We start from the raw sequence: 14,484 nt of genomic DNA on the forward strand, positions 1-14,484 counted from the left end.
ATTATCATATTCTTGACGTATATCAAGGGTTTGTGTGCGAAAACAATGGTTTGTTAACAGGCTTTAACTATCTGAGCGCTATTTTGTTTTACGTGTTTCTGATATTTTGCTTAGGCTTGTATCCGTCGTATGGATGTCCAGTTCTGAACTAAGAAGATGGTATTATATTAGAAGTGAGCATATTCCTGGTAACTTGCAGATGATTCTGAGTTTCTTCCTTTTTTGTATTTGTACACGGCCTATTTAGGCCTTATACAGATTGTATGTAAGTCCCATGTGACTACCAAGTAAGTCCCAAGTAAGTCCCATTTTTACGATGATAAATGGGAGAATGATAGGAGGACAATAGGAGAAAGTTGGAGAGTCTTGCGCTTTGTACTATCTTCTTTGACGTGAAAGTAATGTAAAAATAGGGCAGAATACACAGAATATCGTTTTTTTTTCATAACTTTGCAGCTTGAACTATTATATACTCCAAGATACATGGCTTGTATATTACATATTGAAACCAGCACAGACGTATGTTCGGTGGCAGTGTCGGAAGACAGCCACTGCATTTATCACGAAGAAGACCATAGCGGTCCTAACCATGCCGAACGACTCGGATCAATGGTGGATGAGGCCCTTTCGTTCACTGATAGTCACGCCATTCCATTCGATGCCGTGGCTGTGAGCTGCGGTCCTGGAAGCTATACGGGACTGCGTATCGGTGTGTCAATGGCAAAGGGTGTCTGCTACGGACGTGACTTGAAACTCATTGCCGTTCCTACACTTGAGCTTCTTTGTGTGCCCATACTTCTGCGCGAAGGCATTGAAGACGATGCCTTACTTTGTCCCATGCTCGATGCACGACGCATGGAAGTTTATGCCGCCATCTACGATCGCAGCCTGAAAGAGGTGCGGCCGGTAGGTGCCGACGTTGTGAATGCCGATACTTATCGGCAGTGGCTCGACCAGCATCCCGTATATTTCTTCGGCAATGGTGCGAAGAAGTGTATGGACATCATCGATCATCCCAATGCCCACTATATAGACGGCATTGAGCCACAGGCACGCTGGATGCAGCCGCTGGCAGAGCGCCGATTGCTGGACGGACGTACGGAAGATGTGGCCTACTTTGTGCCTTTCTATCTGAAAGACTTTGTAGCCCTCAAGCCCAAGAAATTACTCTAAAAGACAAAACAACATGACAATGGACATCAAAGGAATAGATTACAATACACAACGCGAGAAACTCGTCATGCCTGAATATGGACGCGAGATTCAGTTGATGGTGCAACATGCCTGTTCGTTACCTTCCAAAGAGGAACGCCTGCGCTGTGCAAAGAGTATCGTCAGACTGATGGAGAGTCGTAATCCGCAAGCCAGAGTCAACAACAGTGACGCACAGGCTTATTGGGATCACCTATATCTCATCAGCGACAAGAAGCTCGATATCGACTGGCCTTACGATGTGTCGTTGGCAGAAAAGTTTTTGGCAAAGCCCGCACCGATTTCTTATAACAAGAGCCGGTTTAAGATGCGTCACTACGGTAGATTGCTTGATGAGTCTTTTGAACGCCTCAAGAGCATGCCGCCGGGAGAGGAACGCGACGAACTAGCACGGTTGACTGCCAATCAGATGAAGCGTGATCTGGCAAATTGGGGACATGGTTCGACAGACGACGAGAAGGTGGCTGACGATATTGCCCGACTGACGGACGGTGTGATACAGCTTGATCTCAACGAGTTTAAGTTTGAGAGAATCATTCCCGGTACAGACCCTATTCCCATGAAACGCAATAAGGGAAAAGGTCGCAGATAAGTATTTTTATAACCCCTAACATTCTGATTATGGCATCATTCAAAATCGAAGGCGGACACCTGCTCAGTGGAACCATCGTCCCTCAAGGCGCTAAAAACGAGGCCTTGCAGGTGATCTGTGCAACGTTGCTCACCAACGACGAGGTTATTATACGCAATATTCCCGACATTCGTGACGTCAACAATCTGATACAGTTGTTGAAAGACATCGGTGTGAAAGTCAGTAAGGAACAGCAGGGAGTGTTTCATTTTCAGGCTGATGAACTCAATCTCGACTACCTCGGTAGTGAGGAGTTTGTCCAGAAGTGTGCTGCACTGCGTGGCAGTGTGCTGATGATTGGACCGCTTTTGGCACGTATGGGAAAGGCTGTGATTGCTAAACCTGGGGGTGATAAGATCGGTCGCCGACGCCTTGATACCCATTTTCTCGGCTTCAAATACCTGGGTGCAGACTTCCGACAGAACCCAAAGACGGAAGTTTATGAGATTGCTGCCAAACAGCTCGTGGGCACCTATATGTTGCTTGATGAGGCTTCGGTGACCGGTACTGCCAATATCATCATGGCGGCGGTTCTTGCCAAAGGCACTACAACAATCTATAATGCAGCCTGTGAACCCTATATTCAGCAACTCTGCCACATGCTCAACCGCATGGGTGCCAATATCAGCGGTATCGGATCAAACCTGATAACCATCGTGGGTGTGAAGCATCTGCATGGCACAGCCCACCGCCTTCTGCCTGATATGATTGAGGTGGGATCGTTTATCGGAATGGCTGCCATGGTGGGCAACGGCATACGCATCAAGAATGTGTCGCTCCGCAATCTGGGTATCATTCCAGACGCTTTCCGCAGATTGGGTGTGAAGATTATAGAAGAGGGTGATGACTTGTATATTCCTCGTCAGGAACATTATGAGGTGGACTCTTTCATCGATGGAACTATCATGACGCTGGCTGATGCACCATGGCCTGGACTGACTCCCGACTTGTTGTCGGTGCTCATCGTCGTGGCAACGCAGGCACGTGGAACAGTGCTCTTCCATCAGAAAATGTTTGAGAGCCGACTCTTCTTCGTGGATAAACTCATCGACATGGGAGCGCAAATCATTCTCTGCGACCCACACCGCGCTGTGGTGGTAGGCCACGACAGGGTAAACACGCTGCGCCCGCAACGCATGTCGAGTCCGGATATTCGTGCCGGTATCGCTCTGCTCATCGCTGCCATGAGTGCTGATGGCGTCAGCCAAATCAGCAATATCGAGCAGATCGACCGCGGCTATGAAGATATTGAAGCGCGCCTCAATGCACTTGGTGCACACATTGAACGCATATAATAATATATATAAATAAGGTGTAGAACGACTGCAAACGATAACAAAGAGTGAGATGATTCGTAAAGAAGAGGTCTATAAGATAGGACGACTGGGCAAGTCGCACGGTGTGAAAGGCGAGGTGAGCCTGCAGTTTACCGATGATGTCTTCGACCGTGTCGAGGCAGAATACCTGATTCTCGATATTGACGGCATACTCGTGCCGTTCTTCATGGAAGAGTATCGCTTCCGTTCAGACAGTCTCGCACTCATCAAATTCTGCGATGTCGATACCCAACAACGGGCAGCAGAACTCACAGGGTGTGATGTCTATTTCCCAAGAAGTCTGGCAGAAGAGGAGGACGCCATGCCTTCACTGTCTATGCTCGTGGGATTCATGCTCGTGGATGCCGATACAGGAAAAGAGGTGGGACGCATTGCATCGATTGACGATTCAACCCATAACATCCTCTTTGAACTCGAAGACGGACGACTCATTCCGGCTTCTGACGACCTAATACACCATATTGACACCACGGAAAGAACCATAAAAACAATTATCCCAGAGGGATTGTTAGAGATATGAAAAAGAAACAAATTGCCATCCTCGGATCTACAGGTTCCATAGGAACACAGGCTCTGCAGGTCATCGAAGAGCATAGCGACCTCTATGAGGTGTATTGTCTCACGGCAAACAACCGTGTGGAACTGCTCGCCGAGCAGGCTCATCGCTTTCATCCGGCAGCTATCGTTATTGCCAATGAGGCACGTTACGATGAACTCAAACGACTCACCGACGATATTCCCGACGTGAAAGTCTATGCTGGAGCACAGGCCATCAACGAGATAGTAGAGGCTAAACCGATTGATATCGTACTCACTGCCATGGTGGGATTTGCTGGACTGACCCCCACCATCCATGCCATCAAAGCAAGAAAGACCATTGCACTGGCCAACAAGGAAACGCTTGTTGTGGCTGGAGAACTGATTGGCAATCTGGCTACGCAGTATCATGCGCCCATCCTGCCAGTAGATAGTGAACACTCGGCAATATTCCAAAGTCTTGTGGGCGAGGATGTCAACCGCATCGACAAGATACTGCTGACAGCTTCTGGAGGCCCCTTCCGCAACTTTACCATTGAGCAGTTGGCACAGGTGACCAAGGCAGATGCACTCCGACATCCTACATGGGACATGGGAGCGAAGATTACTATCGACTCGGCATCGATGATGAACAAGGGCTTCGAAGTCATCGAAGCCAAGTGGCTCTTCGGTGTAAAAGCCTCGCAAATTCAGGTATTGGTACATCCGCAAAGCATTGTCCATTCGGCTGTGCAGTTTGATGACGGTGCGGTCAAAGCGCAACTCGGAGTGCCTGATATGCGACTGCCCATACAGTATGCGTTCTCTTATCCCAAACGTCTGACGCTCTCTGGTGAGCGCCTCGACCTGTTTAAGACCCGCAGCCTTGAATTCTTTGAGCCCGACTTGAAAAAATTCCGTTGCTTGGCACTGGCTTTCGAGGCCATTGAGAAGGGTGGAAACATGCCTTGTATCGTCAACGCAGCTAATGAAATTGTCAATCGCGGATTCCTTGAAGATAAGTGTGGATTCCTGCAGATGAGCGACATCATTGCCGAAACCATGCAGCGTTGCACCTACGATGCTTCGCCTACCTATGATACATATATTGCGACCGATGCCGAGGCAAGGCGCATAGCAACAGAACTCATGAATAAATAAAAATCGAATAGACACAAATAACGAATGGAAGTTTTTCTTATTAAACTGCTACAACTGATGTTGGCCATCTCTATCTTGGTGCTCTTGCACGAAGGTGGTCACTTCTTCTTCTCGAAACTTTTTGGAGTGAAAGTAGAGAAGTTCTATATGTTCTTCGACTGGAAATTCAGTCTTTTCAAATTTAAACCCAAAAACAGCGACACTGAATATGGTATCGGATGGATTCCCCTTGGCGGTTATTGCAAGATTGCCGGTATGATCGACGAGAGCTTCGATACCGACCAGATGAAGCAACCCGCACAGCCTTGGGAGTTCAGAAGCAAACCGGCATGGCAGCGATTGCTGATCATGATAGGCGGTGTGCTGGTCAACTTCCTCCTTGCGCTGTTTATCTACTCCATGATTCTCTTCTATTGGGGAGATACCTATGTGCCAGTGAAAGACATGACTGGCGGTATGAAGTTTAATAAAGAGGCTAAGGCTCTCGGTTTCCGCGATGGTGATATTCTCGTGGGAACAGAGAAGGGGGCCTTCAAAGATTTTAGTGCCGACCTGTATCGCGATATCGCTGCAGCACAACAGGTGGAGGTGATTCGTCAGGGAAAAACCGTGACGGTGAATCTGCCTGGTGACCTGAATCTCCTGAATATGATGAAGGCAGAACCCTCGTTCGTGCGTCCGCTCCTTCCTGCAGTGGCAGACTCTGTCGTGCCCAATATGCCTGCATCGCAAATTGGAATGAAGAAAGGCGACCGAATACTGGCGGTCAATGGACATGCAGTGGATTCATACAATGAGATTATCGACCAGTTGGATCGTCGCTCCGACCTGTTGGCAGATGCTAAATCGCCTGCCGATAGCCTCAAAGTGCGCACCATCCCTGTGGTATTTACCAATGGCGTAAAAACCGATACTGCCGTGGTAACGCTCACTGCCGATATGCGTTTGGGATTCACCGTACAGAGCGTAGCGGGTCTCTATAAGCCATATACACAGAAATATGGATTCTTTGAGAGCTTCCCTGCTGGTGTCAAATATGGCATGCATGTGCTTGGTTCCTATGTTGACGACCTGAAATATGTGTTTACTGCCGATGGCGCTAAGAGTCTCGGAGGATTCGGAGCCATTGGAAATCTCTTCCCCTCAACATGGGATTGGTATCTCTTCTGGAAGATGACCGCATTCCTGTCTATCATTCTGGCATTTATGAATATTCTGCCCATACCTATCCTCGATGGCGGATATGTGCTTTTCCTCATCTATGAGATTATCACACGTCGTAAACCATCGGAAAACTTCATGATACGTGCCAATTATGTGGGACTTGCCTTACTCATGCTCCTTATGATTGTGGCTAACCTCAACGATGTGTTGCGTTGGATTGGCATCATGTAGTAATCATAGGACAGAACAGCTATCAAATAACATAAGCGCTCATGCACGTATATATGAATAGGTACGTGCGTGAGCGTTTTGTCTTTAGTAGAACTTTCATCAGGTGGAATGCCACGATGCTTATGACATTCTCTAAAATTTTTAGTTTTCAGAAAATTTCGACCACACGACCACAGAAGTGTGTATCGCATTATCATACAGTGTTTTATGCTGTGGTCGAAACTGTTTCTATCGACCACCCATCGACCACCGCCAAAATTCGTCGAATTTCATATCTCAGTCCAAGATACGTATAGTTAGACATTTCCAAACCTTTGGTAAAGGTATTGCCTAACGTTTGTTAAGAGTGTTTTCTAACATTTGTCAAGACTGTTTCGAAACGATTGAAAAAGGTCTTTTCTGCGTTTGAAAAAGATATTATCTAACGTTTGATAAAGATATTGTCCAACGTTTGACAAAGGTATTGTCCAATATTTGACAAAGGTATTGTCCAATATTTGACAAAGGTATTGCCCAACGTTTGACAAAAGTATTGTCAAGGTTGTGAAAAACGATGATAAACAACATCTCTAACTTATATATCGATATGCAGGACTTGCTTTGCTTGGTCTGTGTTGATAATCGATGGCAATCCGGTGGTCGAAGGGTGGTCGATGATAATAGTTTCGACCACCACTTAAAGTTCTAAACTACTGCATGTTAGACTATAGAGGTGGTCGAGTGGTCGATTTTTACGACATCGCGTGCGCGCGAGTGCGCGTGCGCGATCCTTAAATATTATATATGGACCGAAGCATATTTTATGCTGACCATCATTATTAGTGTGTGCTAAGTAAAAAAGGTGAGAGTGTGTCTGTTTATGACACACTCTCATGATGAATTATTATTTTTTTTTTAGTTTATGACGCCGCTAACAATTCCGTTTTCTATCATAACGATGCTGCCAGATTCATAAGACCACATGGTACGTTGTGAGTTTTCTGTGACTGTAAGGGGTTTACCCTTTGCCAATATAACCTCGTTGGGGTTCATACCTTTTACTACTTGTCCATTGATAATGGCTTCCCAATGAGACAAATCAATATTTTCTCCAAGGATTTCTTTCATTGTTTGCTGCATAAACTGATTGCATAAAACAGAAAACTTATCAACATATTCCTTGTTCTGGGGTTTCTTCTCTAAATTCAACTTGTCTAATGATACGGTCTTGAATACAGCCATAACACCCTTTGGAATACATTTTACGTCTTTTATAAGAAATTCTATCTTCCCCTTGTTTACCCCAATGTTGAGTTGAAAGGTATAAGCCTTGTCTGAGTTTTCGCTTTCTTCAATGCTACAACCGACGCTTAATGATAGCTTTTTCGCATCACACTTCAGTGTATTCTCAATGATGTTGCTTGATTTCTCTATTGCCCAGAGTGCAGCGCTTCCGAAGGTCGCTTTCTCGTCATATTTGCATGGTTGAGAACCTTTGCAAATATAGCTGTTGCCTTCTTTAATCAAGGTGTAGCTCTCTTGTGCATGTGCAAAGGTAATAGACGTCATCATTAATGCTGTCAAAATCATGAATTTCATATCATCATCTCTTTATTGTTAAAGAAAATAATCTGCCCAACATCCATTATAGTAACAGATGTTCGGCAGACCATTAAGTTATTCTTTTTTTTGTTAGAATACGATACCGACAGTGGCTGCAAGATTGTTCAATTTGCAACTGTATGACTCGTTTCCTGCATAATTGGTCAGACCACCACCATAAGTTACACCAACATAGAATTTACCCAACTCTACATTAACTCCAGCCTGCCAACCAAGGCTAAAGACCTTCACGTCATCAGCGTCTGATAAAATGTTTCCATTGAAAGTCAAACCTGCCAAAGGAGCAATCTTGATGCCCTCGGTAACTGGTAACTTGTATGTTACGTTCAAAGGAATAGTGGCTGTGAGGGCATTTAATTCATCAAATGCGTAAGTGGCACCAATACCAGTCTCTATGTATAGAGGCATGCTTTTAGAAACAGAGATACCTTTGGTCCATGACAACGAAGCTCCACTGACAGATCCAGAACCTTCGGCATCAGTACTGATTGAATTGTACGATGCACCAATACGGTTGTAACCACTGCCCTTTTTGTGAGAATAAGTCATGGTGTTTGAGGTAATGAGCTGGGCTGAAGCGCCGAGGCTCATGATTGAGGCGATAGCCAGAACTAATAATTTTTTCATTGTCTTTAAAATTTAAAATTAATATTGAAATTTACTTGTTTGTGTTTCGTTGTACAGCCTTGTTCTGCTTGTTGTCAACAGATATGGCACGTATGCGAGCACCATCCTGCAATGGAGTAATCCACTTAGAGTCGTCAGCGCCAAGTTGTCCTTCGCCATAGTTGTGGAATTTCACATACTTGGCAGGATAACCACGTACGGTAACATCCAGTCCTTTAGCTTTTTCGTTGTTAATAACATAGAAAGTAGCACCAAGAATAATGTCTGCACCAGCAAGTTTTGTGGCTTTAAATGCTGCGTTAGCCTTGGCATTTTCAAGCATGTCAACACTGATGTCGGAAAGAGGAACACCAGGGAAAATGTTGAAAGACCATTCTTGGCAATCTTTGTTGAGCATTTGAAGTTCGGCTACCATAGGACGAACAAAAAACTCAGACATACCCTCTTGAATACGTGTCTGTGCATGCTCAAATTTAGCCTGTGCAAACATTGAGGATGCACAGCCAACTAATAATAAAAGTGTAAACGCAATCTTTTTCATACGTGTTTAACTGGCCAACTGACTCCCAAGTATCGGCAATAATACATTGTTACATGAAAAAGTTATTGACTATAAACAAAAAGCGTAGGAGTCTGATCTTGTCACTCGTCCTACGTCTTGAGGCTTCTCGCATTGCCCATTCAGTCAAGAACGAGCAACGTCAGAAACCCACGCCGATTGTTGATATAACAATCCCATTATACCATACACGTACATTATTATAAAGTAACAACGTACAGCATGATATCAGGGCATTATAAAAACATCCCATGAGCATCTATCGTTGCTTCGTCACGTGACTGAATCATTTTGAAACTTTGCGAGAATTTCAAGACGTCAAGCTACAAAGCGCATGATAAACGCTTCCCATAAATAGTGGCTCTCATTACCTCTGTGGTTTATATCCCTTAGCCTATGCGGAACCTCATACACACTAAAAAAATCTGTGAGCGCATCATGTCGGCGTGGATTCTGCAGTCCAAGTAACAATTCAGCGATAAGTCTCTACTCATCATGTTATAGGAAACTGCATGTTTCATGAAAACCGCTTCAAAATTAAATATTATTTATGAAACGACCAAATGAATTTGAAGTTTTTAACAAAAAAACGGTAACAAATGGCGTGTTTATGCATGTTATATATGTTTTTATGAAGTAAAAATATTGCTTTGTACTGAGGCATATTACTAATAAATAACCATACGCTTGCTGCGCGTTTACAGTGTATGGTTAGTACTCATGAATGTAACTACTCAGCCCCCCACAGCATAAGATAGTCAACTGAACTCGTTAATAATTCATAAACTTGATTTTGTTCCAAAACAAAATCATTGTTAAAGCGGTTTGTATGTATGGTCTTATGTATGTGTAGCCTACATTTGTCAAATTTTAGATCTATTAGGATGCCTGTGGGTGCGGCATACTTGCGCAGCCAAATTATGTCTTCAAGCAGACAGTCGTCAACGAGAGCCTATTTTGCGTTTCGGGCAAACGCAAAACTTCCGTTAATGGATGTGAAACCGCATTTGGTCATTTCACAAGAAATGCCTATCATTGCAGATGAATGGCAAGACCGTGTACAGACATAGACGAAATTTTACGCTCGATTAATCAGCGTCTGCGTAAGCTTGAGAAGTCCGACTCCGAGAAGACTGAGGAGATTGGACGTCTCAACCGTGTCATATGCCAAAAGGACAAGAAGATACACAATCTGAAGGTGGAGCTTGCTTCGTCCAAGTCAGATCTTGCTGATGCCAAGACCCGCATCAAGGAACTTGAGGGCGAGGAACCTGACGAAGAGGACGATTCTTTGTCGAATGTTAAATAATCATAAATATAATAATCTTCAAGCTTAAACACTCTGACTATCAAAAGAAAAGTCGTAACTTTGCAGTCCGATTATTGGGGAGAGACTTAGAATCCCCGTGAACCGTGTGTAAATAGCAGTGCCTTTGGCCGGGCAAAGCGGTTTGTGAATCACGATTCAGCACAAGACGTTAGACTGCTGCAGGGAGTTAGACCTCTGCCGTGGTATTTGTCTGTGCATAAGAGAAAAGAGAATTAAATGTTTTTTAGTAGTTAAATTAAAAAGTAAAATGAACACTTTGAGTTACAAGACTATTTCCGCTAACAAGGAAACAGCTAAGAAGGAGTGGGTGGTTATTGATGCCACAGACCAGGTTGTTGGTCGCCTTGCTTCTAAAGTAGCTAAGCTCATCCGCGGAAAGTACAAGCCCAACTACACACCACACGTAGATTGTGGCGACAACGTTATCATCATCAATGCCGCTAAGGTGGTTTTCACCGGCAAAAAGGAAACCGACAAGGTTTACACCCGCTACACTGGTTATCCCGGTGGACAGCGCTTCACCTCTCCCGCCATGTTGCGCAAGCAGCCATTCGGCGTTGAGCGTATCTTGAAGCACGCTGTCAAAGGTATGCTTCCCAAAGGCCCACTCGGCCGTAGCTTGCTCGACAACCTCTACATCTATGAAGGAACTGAGCACAACCACGAGGCACAGAAGCCCAAAGCAATTGATATTAACCAGTATAAATAATAAGATAGAAGATGGAAATGATTAATGCAATCGGTCGTCGTAAGAGCTCTGTAGCTCGCGTTTACCTGAGCGAAGGCACAGGCAAAATCACGATCAACAAGAAAGATATCAGTGTATATTTCCCTTCAGCTATCCTGCAGTACGTGGTTAAGCAGCCGCTGAACCTGCTCGAAGTGGCTGAGAAATATGACATCAAGGCTAACCTCGACGGTGGTGGTTTCACTGGTCAGAGCCAGGCTCTCCGCCTCGCTATTGCCCGTGCACTCGTTAAGGTTAATGCAGAAGACAAGAAGGCCCTTAAGGTACAAGGCTTCCTGACCCGCGATTCACGTGAGGTTGAACGTAAGAAGCCAGGTCAGCCCAAGGCACGTCGTCGCTTCCAGTTCAGTAAGCGTTAATATCTACTGGACACGTTTAGTATCTAAACTGGTAGGACTCCATCATAGGATTACCTGCCGGCTGGTTCTAACAACAAGAATTAAAAAGAAAGTAAACAACAATTTTAAAGCATTAAGACAATGTCAAGAACTAATTTTGATACATTGCTCCAGGCCGGATGTCACTTCGGTCACATGAAGCGCAAATGGAATCCCGCTATGTCTCAGTACATCTACACAGAGCGTAACGGTATTCATATCATTGACCTCCACAAGACTGTAGCTAAAATTGACGAGGCTGCTGAAGCATTGAAGCAGATTGCCAAGAGCGGCAAGAAAGTACTGTTCGTCGCTACTAAAAAACAAACTAAGGAAATCATCGCCGAGAAGGCTTCGAGCGTGAATATGCCTTACGTTATTGAGCGCTGGCCGGGTGGTATGCTTACCAACTTCCCGACTATCCGCAAGGCCGTAAAGAAAATGGCGAACATCGACAAGCTCATGCAGGATGGTACTTACAGCAACCTCTCAAAGCGTGAGTTGCTGCAGATTACCCGTCAGCGCGCCAAGTTGGAGAAGAACCTCGGTTCTATCGCTGACCTGACTCGTCTGCCTTCTGCACTCTTCGTTGTTGACGTGCTGAAAGAGCAGATTGCCGTTCGCGAGGCTAACCGTCTGGGTATCCCCGTATTCGGTATCGTTGACACCAACTCTAACCCCAACAACATCGACTTCGTAATTCCTGCCAATGATGACGCTAAGGACAGCGTAGAGGTTATCCTCAATGCTTGCTGCCAGGCTATCAACGAAGGTCTCGAAGAGCGCAAGGTAGAGAAAGCCGACGAGAAAGCTGCAGACGCACAGGCTGAGGCTGATGCTGACGAGGCAAAAGCTAAGCGTGCTGCACGCAAGCCTCGCAAGGCTGCTGAAGCTCCCGCAGAGGAAGCTCCTAAGGCAAAAGAGGATACTCCTGCTGCAGAGTAATTAAAGGTTTAATCATCAATTCTAAAAAAGCAAAAAGATTATGGCTATTTCAATTGAAGATATCAAGAAGCTCCGCACTATGACTGGTGCTGGTCTGGCTGACGTTAAGAAAGCGCTGACTGAGGCTGAAGGCGATTTCGAGAAAGCTAAGGAACTGCTCCGTGAGCGTGGTTTGGCTATCGCTGCAAAGCGTAGCGACCGCGAAACTTCAAACGGTTGTGTTCTTGCAAAGGTTGCTGATGGCTTCGCTGCTATCATCGCCCTGAAGTGCGAAACTGACTTCGTTGCCAACGGTGCTGACTTCATCGCCCTCACTCAGAGCATCCTCGATGCTGCTGTAGCTGCTAAGGCTAAGGACATCGAAGCTGTGAAGGAGCTGACTCTCGCTGATGGTCAGAAGATTCAGGACGCTGTTACTCAGCGTTCAGGTATCACCGGTGAGAAGATGGAACTCGACGGTTACAATGTTCTCGAAGGTGAGAATATCGAGGTTTACGACCACATGGGCAAGCATACTCTTGCTACTATGGTACAAACCAACAAACCCGTTGCAGAGATTGGCCACAAGCTCGCTATGCAGGTTGCTGCCATGAAGCCCGTAGCACTCGATGCTTCAAAGGTTTCTCAGGCTGTTCTCGACGAGGAGTACAAGACTGCTGTTGAGAAGACCAAGCTTGAGCAGGTTGAGAAGTATGTTGAGAACATGCTGAAGAAGGCCGGTATCAATCCCGCTCACGTTGACTCAGAAGATCACATCGAGAGCAACATGAAAAAGGGTTGGATTACTGAGGAGCAGGCTAAAGAGGCTCGCGAAATCAAGGTAAAGGCTGCTGCTGAGAAGGCTGCTTCACTCAACGAGAACATGATCGACAACATCGCTAAGGGTCGCGTACAGAAGTTCTTGAAAGAGAACTGTCTCGTTGACCAGGAGTTCCAGTTCGGTGATGGCGACAAAGCTTCTGTTTCACAGTGGCTCGCTAAGCAGGACAAGGATCTCAAGATCGTTGACTTCAAGCGCTTCACCCTTTCTGCTGAGTAATCCGTAGATAGGCATTAAGCACAATCCGATATTATTGGCGGAGCATCCCATAAGGGTGCTCCTTTTTTTGGTTATTATTAATCAACTTGAGTAGCATGCTGGAAATGTACAGTGGATATCACATGACGGATTGTGCTTTATACATGTTTCCCTGCTATCGATAGGGTTTTTCCTATTATTGTTTATGAATTTCCCCTTGACTCTATTGTCATCTTTTCCGTATCTTTGCACCATCAGAAGTCAAACGATACGAGTTTGCGCTCACGTGCTGGCTCTGGAAGAGATAATAAACATGGTATAACCCAAACATCGAAGAGTTATGAAAAGAATGGTATTCGCAATGGCAACAATCCTGATGTTTGCCGTTGCTGCAAAAGCACAACGCCTCGAACATGCGAAGGATGAGGCCAGTTATATCACCCGAATAATGACAGCCGAACTCGGATTGACCCGTGTTCAGAGTCAAGAACTGTTGCACATCAACCTTGTTTATCTGGATGGTATTAGCAGTTACCGTGACATAGAGGGTAGAGGATGTAAGAGTAGAGACAAAAAGATTAAGTCGTTGCTCAACAAACGTCAATGGCATCAATATAAAAACACCTATTATTTCTACCGTCCCATCTCTTGGCGTGACCATGCTTATGTGCACCATATCTATGCTAAGTATCCTAAGAACAAAAAACATAAATACTGTAAGCATCAGGTAGATCGCAATTGTCGACAACAGGGTAATAACAGTCCCGAAGCTATTCGTCAGCGTCAGAAGATGTGCCGCCATGTGATGAATGGCGCAAGATAAAACCTCACATACATACAATCTTCAATAGAAAACATTTCTGGTCTTAATGACTGGAAAGTATCAGGATAAAATAAAATTAACGTGAGTTCGACGAAATATAAGTGTCTAAAAATTTGGTGATTAGCGAAAATTGTTGTAACTTTAAGGTGCTAAAAAATCAAAAGTTTACAAACAATAATCGCTATGATCACCGAGGACAAAGT

At 45.0% G+C, this 14,484-nt stretch carries 15 protein-coding genes; 12 read left to right on the forward strand and 3 right to left on the reverse strand.

Annotated features, from left to right (window positions below; genetic code table 11):
• Positions 1-483 precede the first annotated feature (483 nt).
• The 6 genes from tsaB to rseP are packed head-to-tail and all read left to right on the forward strand — an operon-like array spanning position 484 to position 6,252.
• The gene (gene tsaB, locus CIK90_RS03160; RefSeq protein WP_094389832.1) at positions 484-1,173 is read left to right on the forward strand and encodes a tRNA (adenosine(37)-N6)-threonylcarbamoyltransferase complex dimerization subunit type 1 TsaB; all 690 of its coding nucleotides are present in this window, start codon (positions 484-486) and stop codon (positions 1,171-1,173) included.
• A gap of 19 nt (positions 1,174-1,192) precedes the next feature.
• The gene (locus CIK90_RS03165; RefSeq protein WP_094464333.1) at positions 1,193-1,804 is read left to right on the forward strand and encodes a DUF4290 domain-containing protein; all 612 of its coding nucleotides are present in this window, start codon (positions 1,193-1,195) and stop codon (positions 1,802-1,804) included.
• 29 nt (positions 1,805-1,833) lie between these two features.
• Entirely contained in the window at positions 1,834-3,138 is a 1,305-nt protein-coding gene (gene murA, locus CIK90_RS03170) for a UDP-N-acetylglucosamine 1-carboxyvinyltransferase (protein WP_094389830.1), read from the forward strand.
• A 52-nt stretch (positions 3,139-3,190) separates the two neighbouring features.
• Entirely contained in the window at positions 3,191-3,700 is a 510-nt protein-coding gene (gene rimM, locus CIK90_RS03175) for a ribosome maturation factor RimM (protein ID WP_094389829.1), read from the forward strand.
• On the forward strand, positions 3,697-4,857 hold the full coding sequence (locus CIK90_RS03180) for a 1-deoxy-D-xylulose-5-phosphate reductoisomerase (RefSeq protein ID WP_094435253.1): 1,161 nt from the start codon (positions 3,697-3,699) through the stop codon (positions 4,855-4,857). The genes rimM and CIK90_RS03180 overlap by 4 nt, the downstream gene beginning before the upstream one ends.
• Before the next feature lie 24 nt (positions 4,858-4,881).
• Positions 4,882-6,252, forward strand: coding sequence for an RIP metalloprotease RseP (gene rseP / locus CIK90_RS03185; RefSeq protein WP_094389827.1), 1,371 nt, complete (start codon positions 4,882-4,884; stop codon positions 6,250-6,252).
• Positions 6,253-7,146: 894 nt separating this feature from the next.
• Here the strand turns inward: rseP and CIK90_RS03190 are convergent.
• The 3 genes from CIK90_RS03190 to CIK90_RS03200 form a co-directional block, all read right to left on the reverse strand.
• Positions 7,147-7,821, reverse strand: coding sequence for a hypothetical protein (locus tag CIK90_RS03190; protein WP_144007212.1), 675 nt, complete (start codon positions 7,819-7,821; stop codon positions 7,147-7,149).
• Positions 7,822-7,923: 102 nt separating this feature from the next.
• The gene (locus CIK90_RS03195; RefSeq protein ID WP_094389825.1) at positions 7,924-8,481 is read right to left on the reverse strand and encodes a hypothetical protein; all 558 of its coding nucleotides are present in this window, start codon (positions 8,479-8,481) and stop codon (positions 7,924-7,926) included.
• Between the two features lie 31 nt (positions 8,482-8,512).
• Positions 8,513-9,022: a hypothetical protein gene (locus tag CIK90_RS03200; RefSeq protein ID WP_144007213.1), complete on the reverse strand. Its 510-nt coding sequence runs from the start codon at positions 9,020-9,022 to the stop codon at positions 8,513-8,515.
• 1,063 nt (positions 9,023-10,085) lie between these two features.
• On the opposite strand from CIK90_RS03200, the gene CIK90_RS03205 reads away from it, so the two are divergent.
• The 6 genes from CIK90_RS03205 (at position 10,086) to CIK90_RS03230 (ending at position 14,281) form a co-directional block, all read left to right on the forward strand.
• On the forward strand, positions 10,086-10,349 hold the full coding sequence (locus tag CIK90_RS03205; RefSeq protein WP_216820905.1) for a hypothetical protein: 264 nt from the start codon (positions 10,086-10,088) through the stop codon (positions 10,347-10,349).
• 268 nt (positions 10,350-10,617) lie between these two features.
• On the forward strand, positions 10,618-11,079 hold the full coding sequence (rplM, locus tag CIK90_RS03210; protein WP_094389823.1) for a 50S ribosomal protein L13: 462 nt from the start codon (positions 10,618-10,620) through the stop codon (positions 11,077-11,079).
• Between the two features lie 11 nt (positions 11,080-11,090).
• Positions 11,091-11,477 carry a 30S ribosomal protein S9 gene (gene rpsI / locus CIK90_RS03215; protein WP_094389822.1) on the forward strand — a complete coding sequence of 129 codons (387 nt, stop codon included), beginning with the start codon at positions 11,091-11,093 and terminating at the stop codon, positions 11,475-11,477.
• Between the two features lie 120 nt (positions 11,478-11,597).
• Positions 11,598-12,440: a 30S ribosomal protein S2 gene (gene rpsB, locus CIK90_RS03220; protein WP_094464335.1), complete on the forward strand. Its 843-nt coding sequence runs from the start codon at positions 11,598-11,600 to the stop codon at positions 12,438-12,440.
• Positions 12,441-12,480: 40 nt separating this feature from the next.
• A complete protein-coding gene (gene tsf, locus CIK90_RS03225) occupies positions 12,481-13,479 on the forward strand; it encodes a translation elongation factor Ts (RefSeq protein WP_094389820.1) in 999 nt (332 codons plus the stop codon).
• Between the two features lie 319 nt (positions 13,480-13,798).
• Positions 13,799-14,281, forward strand: a complete 483-nt coding sequence (locus tag CIK90_RS03230; protein ID WP_144007214.1) for a hypothetical protein — start codon at positions 13,799-13,801, stop codon at positions 14,279-14,281.
• Positions 14,282-14,484 lie beyond the last annotated feature (203 nt).

The sequence above is a fragment of the Prevotella sp. P5-126 genome (assembly GCF_002251185.1).
In the GTDB taxonomy this organism is placed as follows: Bacteria; Bacteroidota; Bacteroidia; order Bacteroidales; family Bacteroidaceae; genus Prevotella.

Excerpts from the sequence above, each read along its gene's own strand:
- tsaB (WP_094389832.1), top strand. The coding sequence starts at position 484 with ATGGCTTGTATATTACATATTGAAACCAGCACAGACGTATGTTCGGTG.
- CIK90_RS03165 (WP_094464333.1), top strand. The coding sequence starts at position 1,193 with ATGGACATCAAAGGAATAGATTACAATACACAACGCGAGAAACTCGTC.
- murA (WP_094389830.1), top strand. The coding sequence starts at position 1,834 with ATGGCATCATTCAAAATCGAAGGCGGACACCTGCTCAGTGGAACCATC.
- rimM (WP_094389829.1), top strand. The coding sequence starts at position 3,191 with ATGATTCGTAAAGAAGAGGTCTATAAGATAGGACGACTGGGCAAGTCG.
- CIK90_RS03180 (WP_094435253.1), top strand. The coding sequence starts at position 3,697 with ATGAAAAAGAAACAAATTGCCATCCTCGGATCTACAGGTTCCATAGGA.
- rseP (WP_094389827.1), top strand. The coding sequence starts at position 4,882 with ATGGAAGTTTTTCTTATTAAACTGCTACAACTGATGTTGGCCATCTCT.
- CIK90_RS03190 (WP_144007212.1), bottom strand. The coding sequence starts at position 7,821 with ATGATTTTGACAGCATTAATGATGACGTCTATTACCTTTGCACATGCA.
- CIK90_RS03195 (WP_094389825.1), bottom strand. The coding sequence starts at position 8,481 with ATGAAAAAATTATTAGTTCTGGCTATCGCCTCAATCATGAGCCTCGGC.
- CIK90_RS03200 (WP_144007213.1), bottom strand. The coding sequence starts at position 9,022 with ATGAAAAAGATTGCGTTTACACTTTTATTATTAGTTGGCTGTGCATCC.
- CIK90_RS03205 (WP_216820905.1), top strand. The coding sequence starts at position 10,086 with ATGGCAAGACCGTGTACAGACATAGACGAAATTTTACGCTCGATTAAT.
- rplM (WP_094389823.1), top strand. The coding sequence starts at position 10,618 with ATGAACACTTTGAGTTACAAGACTATTTCCGCTAACAAGGAAACAGCT.
- rpsI (WP_094389822.1), top strand. The coding sequence starts at position 11,091 with ATGGAAATGATTAATGCAATCGGTCGTCGTAAGAGCTCTGTAGCTCGC.
- rpsB (WP_094464335.1), top strand. The coding sequence starts at position 11,598 with ATGTCAAGAACTAATTTTGATACATTGCTCCAGGCCGGATGTCACTTC.
- tsf (WP_094389820.1), top strand. The coding sequence starts at position 12,481 with ATGGCTATTTCAATTGAAGATATCAAGAAGCTCCGCACTATGACTGGT.
- CIK90_RS03230 (WP_144007214.1), top strand. The coding sequence starts at position 13,799 with ATGAAAAGAATGGTATTCGCAATGGCAACAATCCTGATGTTTGCCGTT.